Here is a 16609-nt window from a genome sequence, read left to right as displayed (position 1 = left end):
GGAACACAAGCAAGAATGGCTAAGGTATTCGCGATAGCGAACCAGAAAGGTGGCGTGGGTAAAACCACCACCTGTATCAACCTCGCAGCATCCCTGGTCGCGACCAAGCGCCGGGTGCTGTTGATCGATCTCGATCCACAGGGCAACGCCACCATGGGTAGCGGTGTGGATAAACACGGCCTGGAAAACTCGGTCTACGACTTGCTGATCGGCGAGTGCGACCTGGCCCAGGCCATGCACTATTCCGAACACGGCGGTTATCAACTGCTGCCGGCCAACCGCGACCTGACGGCGGCGGAAGTGGTGCTGCTGGAAATGCAGATGAAAGAAAGCCGTCTGCGCAGCGCCTTGGCGCCGATCCGCGAGAATTACGATTACATCTTGATCGACTGCCCGCCGTCGCTGTCGATGCTGACGCTCAATGCGCTGGTGGCCGCCGATGGCGTGATTATCCCCATGCAGTGCGAGTACTACGCACTGGAAGGCTTGAGCGACCTTGTGGATAACATCAAGCGCATCGCCGAACTGCTCAACCCGAACCTGCAGATCGAAGGCCTGCTGCGGACCATGTTCGATCCGCGCCTGAGCCTGATGAACGATGTGTCGGCGCAGCTCAAGGAACACTTCGGCGATCAGTTGTACGACACCGTGATCCCACGCAACATCCGCCTGGCCGAAGCGCCAAGCTATGGCATGCCCGCGCTGGCGTATGACAAGTCCTCGCGTGGCGCCATTGCCTACCTGGCATTGGCCGGCGAGATGGTTCGTCGTCAACGCCGCAACTCCCGTACCGCTGCAGCCCAGCCAACTTAAGGAAACCCCATGGCCGTCAAGAAACGAGGTCTCGGACGTGGACTGGATGCACTGCTGAGTGGTCCGACTGTCACGACCCTTGAAGAACAAGCGGTACAGGCCGACGAGCGCGAGCTGCAGCACCTGCCGCTGGACCTGATCCAGCGCGGCAAATACCAGCCGCGCCGGGACATGGACCCGCAGGCGCTGGAAGAACTGGCCAACTCGATCAAGGCCCAGGGCGTGATGCAGCCGATCGTGGTCCGCCCGATTGGCGCCGGCCGCTTTGAAATCATCGCTGGCGAACGCCGCTGGCGCGCGAGCCAACAGGCCGGCAAGGAAACCATCCCGGCGATGGTGCGCGATGTGCCGGATGAAACCGCCATCGCCATGGCGTTGATCGAGAACATCCAGCGCGAAGACCTCAATCCGATCGAAGAAGCGATCGCTTTGCAGCGTTTGCAGCAGGAATTCCAGCTGACCCAGCAACAAGTGGCCGATGCCGTGGGTAAATCCCGCGTGACCGTGTCCAACCTGCTGCGCCTGATCGCACTGCCGGAAGTCATCAAGACGATGCTTTCCCATGGCGACCTCGAAATGGGGCATGCGCGTGCTTTGCTCGGTTTACCGGAAAATCAACAGGTTGAAGGGGCGCGACACGTTGTCGCACGGGGCCTCACCGTTCGTCAGACCGAGGCCCTGGTTCGACAGTGGCTCAGTGGTAAACCTGCACCGGTCGAAGCGGTCAAAACTGATCCGGATATCGCGCGTCTCGAACAGCGCCTGGCCGAGCGCCTGGGCTCTGCGGTGCAAATTCGGCATGGCAAGAAGGGTAAAGGCCAACTGGTCATCGGCTATAACTCTCTAGATGAGCTTCAGGGTGTTCTTGCCCACATCCGCTGAAACAATTGCTTATGTAGCGTGTGATCGGAAATCACTACCTGACAGTTGAATAGGGGCAGAACCGCCCCTATACTCTGCGCGCATTTTGTCGGCACAAATTATGCCAAGTTATTGATTTCCGGCAGCCGACCATTGAGGAGCAAGAGTGGTGGAAACCCGCACGCCAAACACGTCGTCGTTCCATCGCTTGGCCGTTTTCCCGGTTCTATTGGCGCAATTTGTCATTTTGCTGATCGCCGCACTGGCGCTTTGGTACTGGCATGGAGTCGTAGCGGGATACTCGGGACTCTGCGGAGGCCTGATAGCCTTGCTGCCCAATATGTATTTTGCTCACAGGGCCTTTCGGTTTTCCGGCGCCCGAGCAGCCCAGGCCATCGTCCGGTCTTTTTATGCCGGCGAGGCGGGGAAATTGATTTTGACGGCAGTGCTGTTTGCACTGACCTTTGCAGGTGTGAAGCCATTGGCGCCGCTGGCTGTATTCAGCGTCTTCGTGTTGACCCAACTGGTCAGCTGGTTCGCTCCCCTGCTAATGAAAACAAGACTTTCGAAACCTTAGGGCGTTTGAGGCAACCATGGCAGAAACAACCGCTTCGGGCTATATCCAGCACCACTTGCAGAACCTGACCTTCGGTCAGCTTCCCAACGGCGGCTGGGGCTTCGCCCACACCGCAGCAGAAGCCAAAGAAATGGGCTTCTGGGCTTTCCACCTGGATACTCTGGGCTGGTCGGTCGCATTGGGTCTGATTTTCGTCCTGATTTTCCGCATGGCGGCAAAGAAGGCGACTTCCGGTCAACCGGGTGCCCTGCAGAACTTCGTTGAAGTATTGGTCGAATTCGTCGATGGCAGCGTGAAAGACAGCTTCCATGGCCGTAGCCCGGTGATTGCACCGCTGGCACTGACCATCTTCGTCTGGGTGTTCCTGATGAACGCCGTCGACCTGATTCCGGTCGACTGGATTCCTCAGCTGGCCATCCTGATCACTGGCGATCACCACATTCCATTCCGTGCGGTGTCCACCACTGACCCTAACGCCACCCTGGGCATGGCCCTGTCGGTGTTCGCGTTGATCATTTTCTACAGCATCAAGGTCAAGGGCATCGGCGGCTTCATCGGCGAACTGACCCTGCACCCGTTCGGCAGCAAGAACATCTTCGTTCAAGCCCTGCTGATCCCGGTGAACTTCCTGCTGGAATTCGTGACCCTGGTCGCCAAGCCGATCTCCCTGGCCTTGCGACTGTTCGGCAACATGTATGCCGGCGAGCTGGTGTTCATTCTGATCGCTGTGATGTTCGGCAGCGGTCTGCTCTGGCTTAGCGGCCTGGGCGTTGTTCTGCAGTGGGCGTGGGCTGTGTTCCACATCCTGATCATCACCCTGCAGGCGTTTATCTTCATGATGCTGACCATCGTCTACCTGTCGATGGCGCACGAAGAGAACCATTAAGGCCAGTCTCGACTAGTCTGATGTCCTTCCCGGTAAAACGGGAAGGTGGCCTGAAAGGGCTATGAAACGATTTGTTTTACCGCTTTAAAATCTAAAAAACCTAAACCATACGACGTAAAAGTCGGGAGGAAAGATGGAAACTGTAGTTGGTCTAACCGCTATCGCTGTTGCACTGTTGATCGGCCTGGGCGCCCTGGGTACTGCCATTGGTTTCGGCCTGCTTGGCGGCAAATTCCTGGAAGGCGCAGCGCGTCAGCCAGAAATGGTTCCAATGCTGCAAGTTAAAATGTTCATCGTCGCCGGCCTGCTCGACGCCGTGACCATGATCGGCGTTGGTATCGCTCTGTTCTTCACCTTCGCGAACCCCTTCGTTGGTCAACTCGCTGGCTAATCACTCGAATTTTCGAGTTGATTGGGGTGATGGACAACGAATGAGCGAGGTGTTGGCGTGAACATTAATGCAACCCTGATTGGCCAATCCGTTGCGTTCTTCATTTTTGTAGTGTTTTGCATGAAGTTCGTGTGGCCTCCGGTCATCGCGGCTTTGCACGAACGTCAGAAGAAGATCGCGGATGGTTTGGACGCTGCCAGCCGTGCAGCTCGCGACCTGGAGTTGGCCCAAGAGAAAGTGGGTCATCAACTGCGCGATGCTAAAGCACAGGCAGCTGAAATCATTGAGCAAGCCAAGAAGCGCGGCAACCAGATCGTCGAAGAGGCTGTTGAAAAAGCCCGCGTCGAAGCTGATCGTGTGAAGGCTTCGGCTCATGCCGAGATCGAACAGGAACTGAACGGCGTCAAAGACGCGCTGCGTGCCCAACTGGGTGCGCTGGCGGTCGGCGGTGCCGAGAAGATCCTCGGTGCCACAATCGATCAAAACGCGCACGCGGAGCTGGTTAATAAACTGGCTGCTGAAATTTAAGCGAGGGCGATCATGGCAGAACTGACCACGTTGGCCCGACCTTACGCTAAGGCAGCCTTCGAGCACGCCCAGGCCCACCAGCAGCTGGCCTCTTGGTCAGCCATGCTCGGCCTGGCTGCAGCAGTGTCGCAAGACGACACCATGCAGCGCGTGCTCAAGGCCCCGCGCCTGACGAGCGCAGACAAGGCCGCCACGTTTATTGACGTGTGCGGCGACAAGTTCGATGTGAAAGTGCAGAACTTCATTCACGTCGTTGCCGAAAACGACCGTCTCCCGCTTCTGCCGGAGATTGCCGCTCTGTTCGACCTGTTCAAGGCCGAGCAAGAGAAGTCGGTAGACGTTGAAGTGACCAGTGCTTTTGCATTGAACCAAGAACAGCAAGACAAACTCGCCAAGGTTCTCAGTGCACGACTCGACCGGGAAGTGCGCCTGCAAGTTGCGGAAGACAAATCCCTCATTGGGGGTATTGTCATTCGCGCCGGCGACCTGGTTATCGATGGCTCGGTTCGCGGCAAACTCGCGAGCCTTGCCGAAGCATTGAAATCTTGAGTTTGAAGGGGCAGCAGAGCAATGCAGCAACTCAATCCTTCCGAAATAAGTGAAATTATCAAGGGCCGCATCGACAAACTCGATGTGACCTCCCAAGCCCGTAACGAAGGCACTGTCGTCAGCGTATCTGACGGCATCGTGCGGATTCACGGTCTGGCCGACGTCATGTACGGCGAGATGATCGAGTTTCCGGGCGGCGTCTACGGTATGGCCCTCAACCTGGAGCAAGACTCCGTAGGTGCCGTTGTATTGGGCGCGTACACCAGTCTGGCTGAAGGCATGAGCGCCAAGTGCACCGGCCGCATCCTGGAGGTTCCGGTTGGTAAGGAACTGCTGGGTCGCGTAGTCGACGCACTGGGTAACCCAGTTGACGGCAAAGGTCCGCTGAACAACACCGAGACCGATGCGGTCGAGAAAGTTGCTCCAGGCGTGATCTGGCGTAAGTCGGTAGACCAGCCTGTACAGACTGGCTACAAGGCTGTCGATGCCATGATCCCAGTCGGCCGTGGCCAGCGTGAGCTGATCATCGGTGACCGTCAGATCGGTAAAACCGCTCTGGCGATCGACGCGATCATCAACCAGAAGAACAGCGGCATTTTCTGCGTCTACGTAGCCATCGGTCAGAAACAATCGACCATCGCCAACGTGGTTCGCAAGCTGGAAGAAAACGGCGCCCTGGCCAACACGATCATCGTGGCTGCCAGTGCTTCGGAATCTCCTGCGCTGCAATTCCTGGCACCGTACTCCGGTTGCACCATGGGTGAATTCTTCCGCGACCGCGGTGAAGACGCGCTGATCGTTTATGACGATCTGTCCAAGCAAGCAGTGGCTTACCGCCAGATTTCCCTGCTGCTGCGCCGTCCACCAGGCCGTGAAGCCTACCCAGGCGACGTGTTCTATCTCCACTCCCGTCTGCTGGAGCGCGCATCCCGCGTTTCGGAAGAATACGTAGAGAAGTTCACCAACGGCGCAGTGACCGGCAAAACCGGTTCCCTGACCGCACTGCCGATCATCGAAACCCAGGCTGGCGACGTTTCCGCGTTCGTTCCGACCAACGTGATTTCCATCACCGACGGTCAGATCTTCCTGGAATCGGCCATGTTCAACTCGGGCATCCGCCCTGCAGTGAACGCCGGTGTTTCGGTATCCCGTGTGGGTGGTGCCGCTCAGACCAAGATCATCAAGAAGCTCTCCGGTGGTATCCGTACCGCTCTGGCTCAGTACCGTGAACTGGCGGCATTCGCCCAGTTCGCTTCTGACCTGGACGAAGCGACCCGTAAGCAACTTGAGCATGGTCAGCGCGTTACCGAGCTGATGAAGCAGAAGCAATACGCCCCGATGTCGATCGCTGACATGGCGTTGTCGCTGTATGCCGCTGAGCGTGGGTTCCTGACCGACGTTGAAATCGCCAAGGTCGGCAGCTTTGAACAAGCGCTGATTGCTTACTTCAACCGCGATCACGCCGAATTGATGGCGAAGATCAACGTGAAGGGTGACTTCAATGACGATATCGACGCTGGCATGAAAGCCGGTATCGAGAAGTTCAAGGCCACCCAAACCTGGTAAGCCGCAGCGGGAGCCGCAAGGCTCCCGCTTGCTAACCTGATAGGTGTTACATGGCAGGCGCAAAAGAGATTCGCAGTAAGATTGCGAGCATCAAAAGCACGCAAAAAATTACCAGCGCCATGGAAAAAGTGGCGGTCAGCAAAATGCGCAAGGCACAAATGCGTATGTCGGCTAGCCGTCCTTATGCGGAGCGTATCCGCCAGGTAATTGGGCATTTGGCCAACGCCAACCCGGAATACCGCCACCCGTTCATGATCGACCGCGAAGTTAAGCGTGTGGGTTATGTGGTAGTGAGCAGTGACCGTGGTTTGTGCGGTGGTTTGAATACCAACCTGTTCAAGGCCCTGGTCAAGGACATGGCGGTAAACCGCGAAAACGGCGTCGAGATCGATCTGTGTGTAGTTGGTAGCAAGGGTGCGGCCTTTTTCCGCAACTTCGGCGGTAACGTCGTTGCAGCTATCAGCCACCTGGGTGAAGAGCCGTCGATCAATGATTTGATCGGCAGTGTGAAGGTGATGCTGGATGCGTACCTGGAAGGCCGGATTGACCGCCTGTCCGTGGTATCCAACAAGTTCATCAACACCATGACCCAGCAGCCTACCGTGGAGCAATTGATTCCACTGGTGGCGACTCCGGATCAGGAACTCAAGCACCACTGGGACTACCTCTACGAACCAGACGCCAAAGAGCTGCTTGACGGCTTGATGGTGCGCTACGTGGAGTCGCAGGTGTACCAGGCGGTGGTCGAGAACAACGCAGCTGAACAAGCGGCGCGGATGATCGCGATGAAAAACGCTACCGATAACGCCGGTGATCTGATCAGCGATTTGCAGCTGATCTACAACAAGGCGCGTCAGGCTGCGATCACCCAAGAGATCTCGGAAATCGTCGGCGGCGCTGCCGCGGTTTAACGGTTCAAATATTCAGAGGATCCAGCTATGAGTAGCGGACGTATCGTTCAAATCATCGGCGCCGTTATCGACGTGGAATTTCCACGCGACAGCGTACCGAGCATCTACAACGCTTTGAAAGTACAAAGCGATGCAGGCACCACTCTGGAAGTTCAGCAGCAGCTGGGCGACGGCGTGGTTCGTACCATTGCAATGGGTTCCACCGAGGGCTTGAAGCGCGGTCTGGGTGTTCTGGACACTGGCGCTGCCATCTCCGTACCGGTCGGTAAAGCGACCCTGGGCCGGATCATGGACGTTCTGGGTAACCCGATTGACGAAGCTGGCCCGATCGACACCGAAGAGCGCTGGGGCATTCACCGTCCAGCACCTTCGTTCGCGGAACAAGCTGGCGGCAACGACCTGCTGGAAACCGGCATCAAGGTTATCGACCTGGTTTGCCCGTTCGCCAAGGGCGGTAAAGTCGGTCTGTTCGGTGGTGCCGGTGTAGGCAAGACCGTAAACATGATGGAACTGATCCGTAACATCGCCATCGAGCACAGCGGTTATTCCGTGTTCGCCGGTGTGGGTGAGCGTACTCGTGAGGGTAACGACTTCTACCACGAGATGAAGGACTCCAACGTTCTGGACAAAGTGGCACTGGTTTACGGTCAGATGAACGAGCCGCCGGGAAACCGTCTGCGCGTAGCACTGACCGGCCTGACCATGGCCGAGAAGTTCCGTGACGAAGGTAACGACGTTCTGCTGTTCGTCGACAACATCTATCGTTACACCCTGGCCGGTACTGAAGTATCCGCACTGCTGGGCCGTATGCCTTCGGCAGTAGGTTACCAGCCGACCCTGGCTGAAGAGATGGGCGTTCTGCAAGAACGTATCACTTCGACCAAGGAAGGTTCGATCACTTCGATCCAAGCGGTATACGTACCTGCGGATGACTTGACCGACCCGTCGCCAGCGACCACCTTCGCCCACTTGGACGCCACCGTCGTTCTGTCCCGTGACATCGCTTCCCTGGGTATCTACCCAGCGGTCGATCCACTCGACTCGACTTCGCGCCAGCTGGACCCGAACGTGATCGGCCAGGAGCACTACGACACCGCTCGCGGCGTTCAGTACGTGCTGCAGCGTTACAAAGAACTGAAGGACATCATTGCGATCCTGGGTATGGACGAGCTGTCGGAAACCGACAAGCAGTTGGTATCCCGCGCTCGTAAGATCCAGCGTTTCTTGTCGCAGCCGTTCTTCGTGGCTGAAGTCTTCACCGGTGCCTCGGGTAAATACGTTTCCCTGAAAGACACCATTGCTGGCTTCAAAGGCATCCTCAACGGTGACTACGACCACCTGCCAGAACAAGCGTTCTACATGGTCGGCGGCATCGAAGAAGCGATCGAGAAAGCCAAGAAACTGTAATCCCGGCGCCCGGCAACGGGCGCTCATCAGGTTGAGGCAATCAGATGGCTATGACAGTCCATTGCGATATCGTCAGCGCGGAAGGGCAAATCTTCTCCGGTCTGGTAGAAATGGTGATTGCACACGGCGAACTCGGTGACCTGGGTATTGCCATGGGCCACGCGCCATTGATCACCGGTTTGAAGCCAGGTCCGATCACTCTGACCAAGCAAGGCGGGGAACGGGAGGTGTTTTACATCTCCGGTGGTTTCCTCGAGGTTCAGCCGAACATGGTCACGGTACTTGCCGACACCGTGCAACGTGCTGCTGACCTGGATGAAGCCTCCGCTCAGGCTGCCGTCAAGGCTGCTGAGAAGGCCCTGAACGAAAGAGGCGCAGATTTCGACTACGGTTCTGCTGCCGCTCGTCTGGCCGAGGCCGCAGCTCAGCTGCGTACCGTCCAGCAGATCCGCAAGAAGTTTGGCGGCTAAGCCGTTACGCCTCATGCGTGATTGATTAAAAAGGGTAGCCTCGGCTACCCTTTTTCTTTTTTTGCAAAACACTTCTCTGGTCTGAAGCCGGACCGCCCAGGATTGGTAGCCATTCATGTCTCTAGAAATCGTCATTCTCGCCGCTGGCCAGGGCACCCGCATGCGTTCGGCCTTGCCCAAAGTGCTGCACCCGGTGGCCGGTAACTCCATGCTTGGCCATGTTATCCACAGCGCCCGGCAACTGGCCCCGCAACGCATCCACGTCGTCATCGGCCACGGTGCCGATGTGGTGCGTGAACGCCTGGCCGCGGATGACCTGAATTTCGTATTGCAAGACAAGCAACTGGGCACCGGCCACGCTACCGCCCAAGCCGTGCCGTTCATCAAAGCCGACACGGTGCTGATCCTCTACGGCGACGTGCCCCTGATCGAAGTGGAAACTCTGCAGCGCCTGCTCAAGCACGTCGTGCCCGGCCAGATGGGCCTGCTCACCGTCGAACTGGATGACCCTACCGGCTACGGCCGCATCGTGCGCAACGCCGACGGCAAGGTCGCCGCTATCGTCGAGCACAAGGACGCCAGCGACGCCCAACGCGCCATCACCGAAGGCAACACCGGGATTCTCGCAGTGCCGGCCAATCGCCTGGCGGACTGGATGAGCCGTTTGTCCAACAACAACGCCCAGGGCGAGTACTACCTGACCGACGTGATCGAAATGGCCGTCAACGATGGCTTGCTGGTCGCCACCGAACAGCCCCACGACCCGATGGAAGTGCAGGGCGCCAACGACCGCAAGCAACTCGCCGAACTGGAGCGTCACTACCAACTGCGCGAAGGCCGCCGCCTGATGGCCCAGGGCGTGACCCTGCGCGACCCGGCGCGCTTCGATGTGCGCGGTGAAGTCACCGTGGGCCGGGATGTGCTGATCGACATCAATGTGATCCTCGAGGGCCGCGTGATCATCGAAGACGACGTGGTGATCGGGCCGAACTGCGTGATCAAGGACAGCACCCTGCGCAAGGGCGTGGTGATCAAGGCCAACAGCCATCTCGACGGTGCGGTGATGGGCGAGGGCAGCGATGCGGGGCCGTTTGCGCGCCTGCGTCCCGGCAGCGTGTTGGAAGCCAAGGCCCATGTGGGTAACTTTGTCGAATTGAAAAACGCCCATCTGGGCGAAGGCGCCAAGGCCGGCCACCTGACGTACCTGGGCGATGCGGTGATCGGCGCGCGGACCAACGTCGGCGCCGGCACCATCACCTGCAATTACGATGGTGCCAACAAGTATCAGACGACGATTGGTGAAGACGTATTCATCGGCTCCAATAACTCGCTGGTTGCACCTGTAACCATCGGTGATGGCTCAAACACCGCAGCGGGTTCAACCATCAATCAGGATGTGGATAAGTCCCAGCTTGCCGTGGCCCGCGCCCGTCAGCGCAACATCGACGGTTGGAAACGCCCGGTCAAAATCAAAAAGAGCTGAGTTATCCACAGTCTTATCAGCAACAAATAGCCAATGTGGGAGGGGGCTTGCCCCCGATGGCGACGGTCCAGTCAAAGCACTTAATGACTGACACACTGCTATCGGGGGCAAGCCCCCTCCCACATTAGCCCTTCGCCAGTTTCAAAAATTTGCGGCATGCTGCTTGACGATCTTTCGCCAATAGGTTTTTATTGCCTTCGTTATCTTTCGAAACGAAACATAAAGTCACCATGTCGAAACGAAATACACCCCAACGACGCCACAACATCCTGACCTTGCTCAATCAACTGGGCGAAGTCAGCGTGGATGAATTGGCCAAGCGTTTCGAAACCTCGGAAGTCACCATCCGCAAGGACCTGGCCGCCCTCGAAAGCAACGGCCTGCTGCTACGCCGTTACGGTGGCGCGATCACCATGCCCCAGGAGCTCGTCGGCGACCCTGCCCAGCCGATCTCGGTCTACAAGCGCGCCATCGCACGTGCCGCCGTGATGCGCCTGCGCGAACACGCACGCATCATCATCGACAGCGGCAGCACCACCGCCGCCATGATCCCCGAACTGGGCCACCAGCCCGGCCTGGTGGTGATGACCAACTCCCTGCACGTGGCCCGCGCCTTGAGCGAGCTGGAACACGAGCCGGTGCTGTTGATGACCGGCGGCACCTGGGACCCGCATTCGGACTCGTTCCAGGGCCAGGTCGCCGAGCAGGTGCTGCGTTCCTACGACTTTGATCAACTGTTCATCGGCGCCGACGGCATCGATCTGCAGCGCGGCACCACCACGTTCAACGAGCTGCTGGGCCTGAGCCGCGTGATGGCCGAGGTTGCCCGTGAAGTGGTGGTGATGGTCGAGTCCGACAAGATCGGCCGCAAGATTCCCAACCTGGAACTGCCCTGGAGCAGCGTCCATACCCTGATCACCGATGATCGCCTGCCGCATGAGGCCCGCGACCAGATCCAAGCCCGCGGCATTACGCTGATATGCGCGGCAATCATCTAGGAGAAACACCATGTGTGGCATTGTTGGCGCAGTCGCTGAACGTAACATCACCCCCATCCTGATCGAAGGCCTCAAACGCCTGGAATACCGCGGCTATGACAGCGCCGGTGTGGCGGTCTTCACCAACGCCGGCAAGCTGGAGCGCCTGCGTCGTCCGGGCAAGGTCAGCGAGTTGGACCAGGCCCTGGCCGGCGAACCGCTGGTCGGTCGCCTGGGCATCGCCCACACCCGTTGGGCCACCCACGGTGCGCCGTGCGAACGTAACGCCCACCCGCACTTCTCTGGCGACGTGGCCGTGGTACACAACGGCATCATCGAAAACCACGAAGCGCTGCGTGAACAGTTGAAGAGCCTGGGTTACGTGTTCACCTCGGACACCGACACCGAAGTCATCGCCCACCTGCTCAACCACAAGCTCAAGGACCACAACGACCTGACCGCCGCCCTCAAGGCCACGGTCAAGGAACTGCACGGCGCCTACGGCCTGGCCGTGATCTGCGCGAGCCAACCCGACCGCGTGGTTGCCGCACGCAGTGGCAGCCCACTGGTGATCGGCCTGGGCCTGGGGGAAAACTTCCTCGCCTCCGACCAACTGGCCCTGCGCCAGGTCACCGACCGCTTCATGTACCTGGAAGAAGGCGATATTGCCGATATCCGCCGTGACAGCGTGGCGATCTGGGACGTAAACGGCAATTCCGTCGAGCGCGAAGCCGTGCAATACCGCGACGGCGCCGAAGCGGCCGACAAGGGCGCGTTCCGCCACTTCATGCTCAAGGAAATCCACGAGCAACCGGCCGTGGTGCAACGCACCCTGGAAGGTCGCCTTGGCGACAAGCAAGTGCTGGTCAACGCCTTCGGCCCGCAAGCCGCCGAGCTGTTCGCCAAGGTGCGCAATGTCCAGATCGTGGCCTGCGGCACCAGCTACCACGCCGGGATGGTTGCGCGTTACTGGCTGGAAGAACTGGCCGGCATCCCGTGCCAGGTCGAAGTCGCCAGCGAATTCCGCTACCGCAAGGTGGTGGTGCAGCCCGACAGCCTGTTCGTGACCATCTCGCAGTCCGGCGAAACCGCCGACACCCTGGCTGCCCTGCGTAACGCCAAAGAGCTGGGCTTCCTCGCCAGCCTGGCGATCTGCAACGTCAGCATCAGCTCCCTGGTCCGTGAGTCCGACCTGACCCTGCTGACCCAGGCCGGTCGCGAAATCGGCGTGGCCTCCACCAAAGCCTTCACCACCCAACTGGTCGGCTTGCTGCTGCTGACCCTGTCCCTGGGCCAAGTGCGCGGCACCCTGGCCCCCGGCGTCGAAGCCACCCTGGTGGAAGAACTGCGCCGCCTGCCGACCCGCCTCGGCGAAGCGCTGGCGATGGACAGCACCGTAGAAAAAGTCGCCGAGCTGTTCGCCGACAAGAACCACACCCTGTTCCTCGGCCGTGGCGCGCAATACCCGGTGGCGATGGAAGGCTCCCTGAAGCTCAAGGAAATTTCGTACATCCACGCCGAAGCCTACCCGGCCGGCGAACTGAAACACGGCCCATTGGCCCTGGTGGATGACGACATGCCGGTGGTCACCGTCGCGCCGAACAACGAACTGCTGGAGAAGCTCAAGTCCAACCTGCAGGAAGTGCGCGCCCGCGGCGGCCAACTGATCGTCTTCGCCGACGAGAAAGCCGGCATGGTCAATGGCGAAGGCACCCACGTCATCAACATGCCGCACATCCACGACACCCTGTCGCCGATCCTCTACACCATCCCGCTGCAATTGCTGTCGTACTACGTCGCCGTGCTCAAGGGCACCGACGTTGACCAGCCGCGCAACCTGGCGAAGTCGGTGACGGTGGAGTAATACGGCTGGCGCCGGAAGGCCCGTCTGGTTTCAGACAATCACTGCCAAAAGCCCCTGATCTCAGGGGCTTTTCTTTTTTATGTGTATCCACCACATACCCTATTTTGGATTGTGATCTGGCTAAATATTCGTCTATAGAGATGCCTCAGCAGCATTTGCGGGGCAGAGCCTCGTCAGCACTGAAGTCTTTGAGACCGCACCGTTGTTCGGTGGCGTTAGCGAAGCGACGTAGCATTTTGATTGCACCCTCACGGGCTTCTTTCGATAAGTCAGATGCGAGATTGCGAGCCTCTGCGACTAAATCCGATCGAATACTTTCATAAAGCGTCACGCCTTCGGGCGTCACGGTGATCGCCAGCGCGCGGCCGTCAGTGGCATCTGGTACGCGGCAAACCAGCCCCTGTTTTGCAAGCGAATCGACTAACCGGCTCGCGTTGCTCTTGTCGAGAAAAAGCTCACTGGCCAACGATTGAACGCGAACCGGCCCAGCCTTTATCACATGCTCAAGCGCATAGCATTGAGTGACGGACAGGCCTTCGCAGCAGCTGCGATCTCTGTCACGAAACTGGTAGACCCTAACCAAGTGACTCAGGGCTTCGTAAAGCTGTTCGGCATCCTGGTCGATCTGATCAATGTTTGGCATAGCACTCGGCTCGCAATTCCGGGAAAACGCTAATACCACCTTAGCAGGCGCAGCGACACATTTTTCTGGGCATAAGCGCCTGCGAAATTGTTCAATTATATTAGTTGCGGGCCGCAACGTATTTTGCGATTGTGAAGTGCGGGCACAACTTGCAGGCCTTTCAGAGGCGGTTCCGGTAACGCGGGGAGGTACATGGATGTTGGTCGAAGCGCTTAGGACGAAAACACGCTCCCGGTTACGGAACCTAGGGAGCCGTGTCTCCATTCCTCTCCCTGTCGCGATGTTGCTGGGTGCGATTCTGATCCCTCTTCTTGCCGGCACCAACAGCAGTGACGTGTTCCAATCGCTGAGCAAAGGATTCGCAAACAACCTTGGCTATTTCGCCATCGTCATCCTGAGCGCGTTTTTCATTGCCGGCTGGATCTCGACGCAAGAAAGTGCGTCCTTCGGAAAATTCGGCATCTCTCTGTCACCCTTGCTGGGTGCTGGCATGGTTTGTCCCGATACAGCCTATGCGTCTCTTGCTCCCATTGCCGGGCAACACCGCAAGTACATTGCAATCGGATGCTACTCGGGATTCAAGCTGTTAATGCCCGCGGGCCCGCTGATCATTGGGATTGGGTTAGGGGCCAACACGCATGACCCAAAGTTTCTGTATCTAGGGTTGCTGCTGACAGTCGTCACCTGGGTTGTCGGGACGGTCTGGACGTACTGGACGACCCGCACAGATTGTTCATCACCCAACGATTCGACTGATCCCACCGTGCCTCACGACTCGGTTATCAAGGTGATCCTGCCTCTGGCTGTATTTTTCCTGCTCCTGATCACCGGCTACGCCATTCCAAAGAACCAGCACTCCATCATCGAGTTCTTCACTACTCCCGCCGGTGCATTGATCGCCACATCGTTGTTGATTGCGCTTAGCTGCAAACCTGATGAGGTTCAAGATCTGCTGTCCAAAGCGATGCGTAGAACCAGCCCGTTATTGTTCACCATCGGTTGTGCGTCTGCTTTGGGCCAAGCCCTCGGTTTGGTGCTTCCCAAGGAACTGATTCAGCATGCGTTCAGCGCGTCGGGCAGCACCACGCATATTTTGGTGGGGGTGTTCCTGCTGGCTGCGGTATTCAAAACACTGAATGGCTCTTCCCTTGCGACCTTTGCCGCCATCCCTCCTGTTCTCTCTCCAATCCTTGCGTCTGGCGCGGTGGACTTGATGAGCGTCACATTCGCCGTCTGTCTGGGATCGTTCGTCGCCATTCTCCCTAACGACAGCTATTACTGGCTGGTCAAATCGGACGCCTTTCCCGAATACAGCACCGGCAGGTATATGCGTTTGATGACCGCCGGTTCAGTTCTACAAGCATTGATCGGTCTGGCGGTTCTTCTGCTGATATCGCCTTAACTTCGAACGCCTACAAAACCAACGGCGATCTCGAGCCACCGAATCGTCGTGCCTGAACTCAAAGAGAAAGAGAATGGAGTACTTGGTCGCCATGAATTACAACGTGAGGGTCGCTACACCCGCTGATGCCTCTGCCATTCAGGCTATCTATGCGCCGATGGTTTTGAACACAGCCATCTCGTTTGAGCTGACGCCACCAACTGTCGATGAAATGGCAGAGCGGATCGCCGCAACACTGCCGATGTATCCCTATCTGGTAGCCGAGATGAATGGCGATGTCGTTGGATACGCTTATGCAAGCCAGCATCGCGCTAGAGAAGCCTATCGCTGGTCGGTAGATGTCACCGTTTATGTCGACCCTGCCGTACACCGAAAAGGGGTTGGTCGTGCGCTTTATCAGCGGCTTCTACCGCTCCTCGAGAAACAGGGGTTTCATACGGCCTACGCCGGCATTGCCTTACCCAACGCGGGGAGCATTGGTATCCATGAAGCGCTCGGTTTTACCCATATCGGCACGTACCCTGAGGTTGGGTACAAGCACGGTCAATGGCATAGCGTTGGTTATTGGCGCAAACCACTTTGTGCAGTGACACCGCCAATAGAAATCATCCCGTTCAGTGACGTAAAGGGAGAGTAGAGCAGCAAGAGGGCTGCCAGATGCTACTGCGTCAGCTTCGACCTTGGTGTCTGCAGCCTCCAGGAACTGATCGAGAATGCTGAAGCCTTCATGGTCGCGGATCAGGTGATTCACCAGGTCATCCGCATCTGACAAGCTGAAGACGGGCGTATTGGTTCCCAGCAAACAACCAAGTAGATTGCGAGCGTTTTAATTCTCTAGATCCACCGCCGGGTCTCCAGGCTCGACCCGGAACGGAAGCCCCCTACAAAAGGACGCGACATTCATGGACACTCCCTTCTGCCCAATCCACGCACGTTTGAACAATCGTCGCTTTACGGTCGCGAACAATGCCCACGGGCTATCCGGTGCCGGCACGGTGTTTCATTACCTTGTCGAAGGGGAGGCCATCTCCGGCTCTTACCAAGGCGGTCGAATCCGCGTGGGCACGCAGGTCGGGCGTGTGACAGGCGCTGATACCATCGAGTTGCTGTATCAATGCCTGACGCTTGAGGGCGAGCTGCTGGCCGGCTGGTCGCGTGGCACGGTGGGTGTGGATCAGGCCGGGCGTACCACCTTGAGCTTCGTTTGGGGATGGTTGTCGGGCGCGACGGGCGGTGGGGAGTCGAGTTACGTGGAGATCAGCGCCTAGCGGTCAGGCGCGT

18 protein-coding genes are annotated in these 16609 nt (G+C 58.2%); 17 read left to right on the top strand and 1 reads right to left on the bottom strand.

Annotated features, from left to right (window positions below):
- Positions 1-15 precede the first annotated feature (15 nt).
- From LQ249_RS00900 to glmS, 14 genes are all read left to right on the top strand, one after another.
- Complete coding sequence (locus tag LQ249_RS00900) at positions 16-813, top strand: ParA family protein (RefSeq protein WP_016978715.1); 798 nt, start codon at positions 16-18, stop codon at positions 811-813.
- Positions 814-822: 9 nt separating this feature from the next.
- Positions 823-1695, top strand: coding sequence for a ParB/RepB/Spo0J family partition protein (locus LQ249_RS00895; RefSeq protein WP_017848938.1), 873 nt, complete (start codon positions 823-825; stop codon positions 1693-1695).
- 148 nt (positions 1696-1843) lie between these two features.
- On the top strand, positions 1844-2251 hold the full coding sequence (locus LQ249_RS00890; RefSeq protein ID WP_026140275.1) for a F0F1 ATP synthase subunit I: 408 nt from the start codon (positions 1844-1846) through the stop codon (positions 2249-2251).
- 16 nt (positions 2252-2267) lie between these two features.
- On the top strand, positions 2268-3137 hold the full coding sequence (gene atpB, locus LQ249_RS00885; RefSeq protein ID WP_017848936.1) for a F0F1 ATP synthase subunit A: 870 nt from the start codon (positions 2268-2270) through the stop codon (positions 3135-3137).
- Between the two features lie 133 nt (positions 3138-3270).
- Positions 3271-3528: a F0F1 ATP synthase subunit C gene (gene atpE / locus LQ249_RS00880; RefSeq protein WP_002555987.1), complete on the top strand. Its 258-nt coding sequence runs from the start codon at positions 3271-3273 to the stop codon at positions 3526-3528.
- 57 nt (positions 3529-3585) lie between these two features.
- The gene (locus LQ249_RS00875) at positions 3586-4056 is read left to right on the top strand and encodes a F0F1 ATP synthase subunit B (RefSeq protein ID WP_015886647.1); all 471 of its coding nucleotides are present in this window, start codon (positions 3586-3588) and stop codon (positions 4054-4056) included.
- Positions 4057-4068: 12 nt separating this feature from the next.
- A complete protein-coding gene (locus LQ249_RS00870) occupies positions 4069-4605 on the top strand; it encodes a F0F1 ATP synthase subunit delta (RefSeq protein ID WP_017848934.1) in 537 nt (178 codons plus the stop codon).
- A gap of 21 nt (positions 4606-4626) precedes the next feature.
- On the top strand, positions 4627-6171 hold the full coding sequence (gene atpA / locus LQ249_RS00865) for a F0F1 ATP synthase subunit alpha (protein WP_017848933.1): 1545 nt from the start codon (positions 4627-4629) through the stop codon (positions 6169-6171).
- A gap of 50 nt (positions 6172-6221) precedes the next feature.
- Positions 6222-7082, top strand: coding sequence for a F0F1 ATP synthase subunit gamma (atpG, locus tag LQ249_RS00860; protein ID WP_017848932.1), 861 nt, complete (start codon positions 6222-6224; stop codon positions 7080-7082).
- A gap of 27 nt (positions 7083-7109) precedes the next feature.
- Positions 7110-8489, top strand: a complete 1380-nt coding sequence (gene atpD, locus LQ249_RS00855) for a F0F1 ATP synthase subunit beta (RefSeq protein ID WP_010565871.1) — start codon at positions 7110-7112, stop codon at positions 8487-8489.
- 44 nt (positions 8490-8533) lie between these two features.
- The gene (locus tag LQ249_RS00850) at positions 8534-8959 is read left to right on the top strand and encodes a F0F1 ATP synthase subunit epsilon (protein WP_046381581.1); all 426 of its coding nucleotides are present in this window, start codon (positions 8534-8536) and stop codon (positions 8957-8959) included.
- A 115-nt stretch (positions 8960-9074) separates the two neighbouring features.
- Positions 9075-10442 (top strand): bifunctional UDP-N-acetylglucosamine diphosphorylase/glucosamine-1-phosphate N-acetyltransferase GlmU, encoded by a 1368-nt coding sequence (glmU, locus tag LQ249_RS00845; protein ID WP_046484441.1) that lies wholly within the window; start codon positions 9075-9077, stop codon positions 10440-10442.
- 230 nt (positions 10443-10672) lie between these two features.
- A complete protein-coding gene (locus LQ249_RS00840; RefSeq protein WP_026140274.1) occupies positions 10673-11440 on the top strand; it encodes a DeoR/GlpR family DNA-binding transcription regulator in 768 nt (255 codons plus the stop codon).
- A gap of 10 nt (positions 11441-11450) precedes the next feature.
- On the top strand, positions 11451-13283 hold the full coding sequence (glmS, locus tag LQ249_RS00835) for a glutamine--fructose-6-phosphate transaminase (isomerizing) (protein WP_057004918.1): 1833 nt from the start codon (positions 11451-11453) through the stop codon (positions 13281-13283).
- 145 nt (positions 13284-13428) lie between these two features.
- On the opposite strand, the gene LQ249_RS00830 is transcribed toward glmS, so the two are convergent.
- On the bottom strand, positions 13429-13926 hold the full coding sequence (locus LQ249_RS00830; RefSeq protein ID WP_232566118.1) for a MarR family winged helix-turn-helix transcriptional regulator: 498 nt from the start codon (positions 13924-13926) through the stop codon (positions 13429-13431).
- A gap of 196 nt (positions 13927-14122) precedes the next feature.
- Between LQ249_RS00830 and arsQ the strand changes: the two genes are divergently transcribed.
- The 3 genes from arsQ (at position 14123) to LQ249_RS00815 (ending at position 16596) form a co-directional block, all read left to right on the top strand.
- Positions 14123-15328 carry an arsinothricin export permease ArsQ gene (gene arsQ / locus LQ249_RS00825; protein ID WP_232566117.1) on the top strand — a complete coding sequence of 402 codons (1206 nt, stop codon included), beginning with the start codon at positions 14123-14125 and terminating at the stop codon, positions 15326-15328.
- A gap of 91 nt (positions 15329-15419) precedes the next feature.
- Positions 15420-15965, top strand: a complete 546-nt coding sequence (locus tag LQ249_RS00820; RefSeq protein ID WP_046385144.1) for an arsinothricin resistance N-acetyltransferase ArsN1 family B — start codon at positions 15420-15422, stop codon at positions 15963-15965.
- A gap of 265 nt (positions 15966-16230) precedes the next feature.
- Complete coding sequence (locus LQ249_RS00815; protein ID WP_046381587.1) at positions 16231-16596, top strand: hypothetical protein; 366 nt, start codon at positions 16231-16233, stop codon at positions 16594-16596.
- Positions 16597-16609 lie beyond the last annotated feature (13 nt).

The organism is Pseudomonas sp. 7-41, assembly GCF_021233075.1.
Classification (GTDB): domain Bacteria; phylum Pseudomonadota; class Gammaproteobacteria; order Pseudomonadales; family Pseudomonadaceae; genus Aquipseudomonas; species Aquipseudomonas veronii.
The sequence above is the reverse complement of the archived record's forward strand: the minus strand, read 5'-3'. Positions and strand labels throughout refer to the sequence as shown.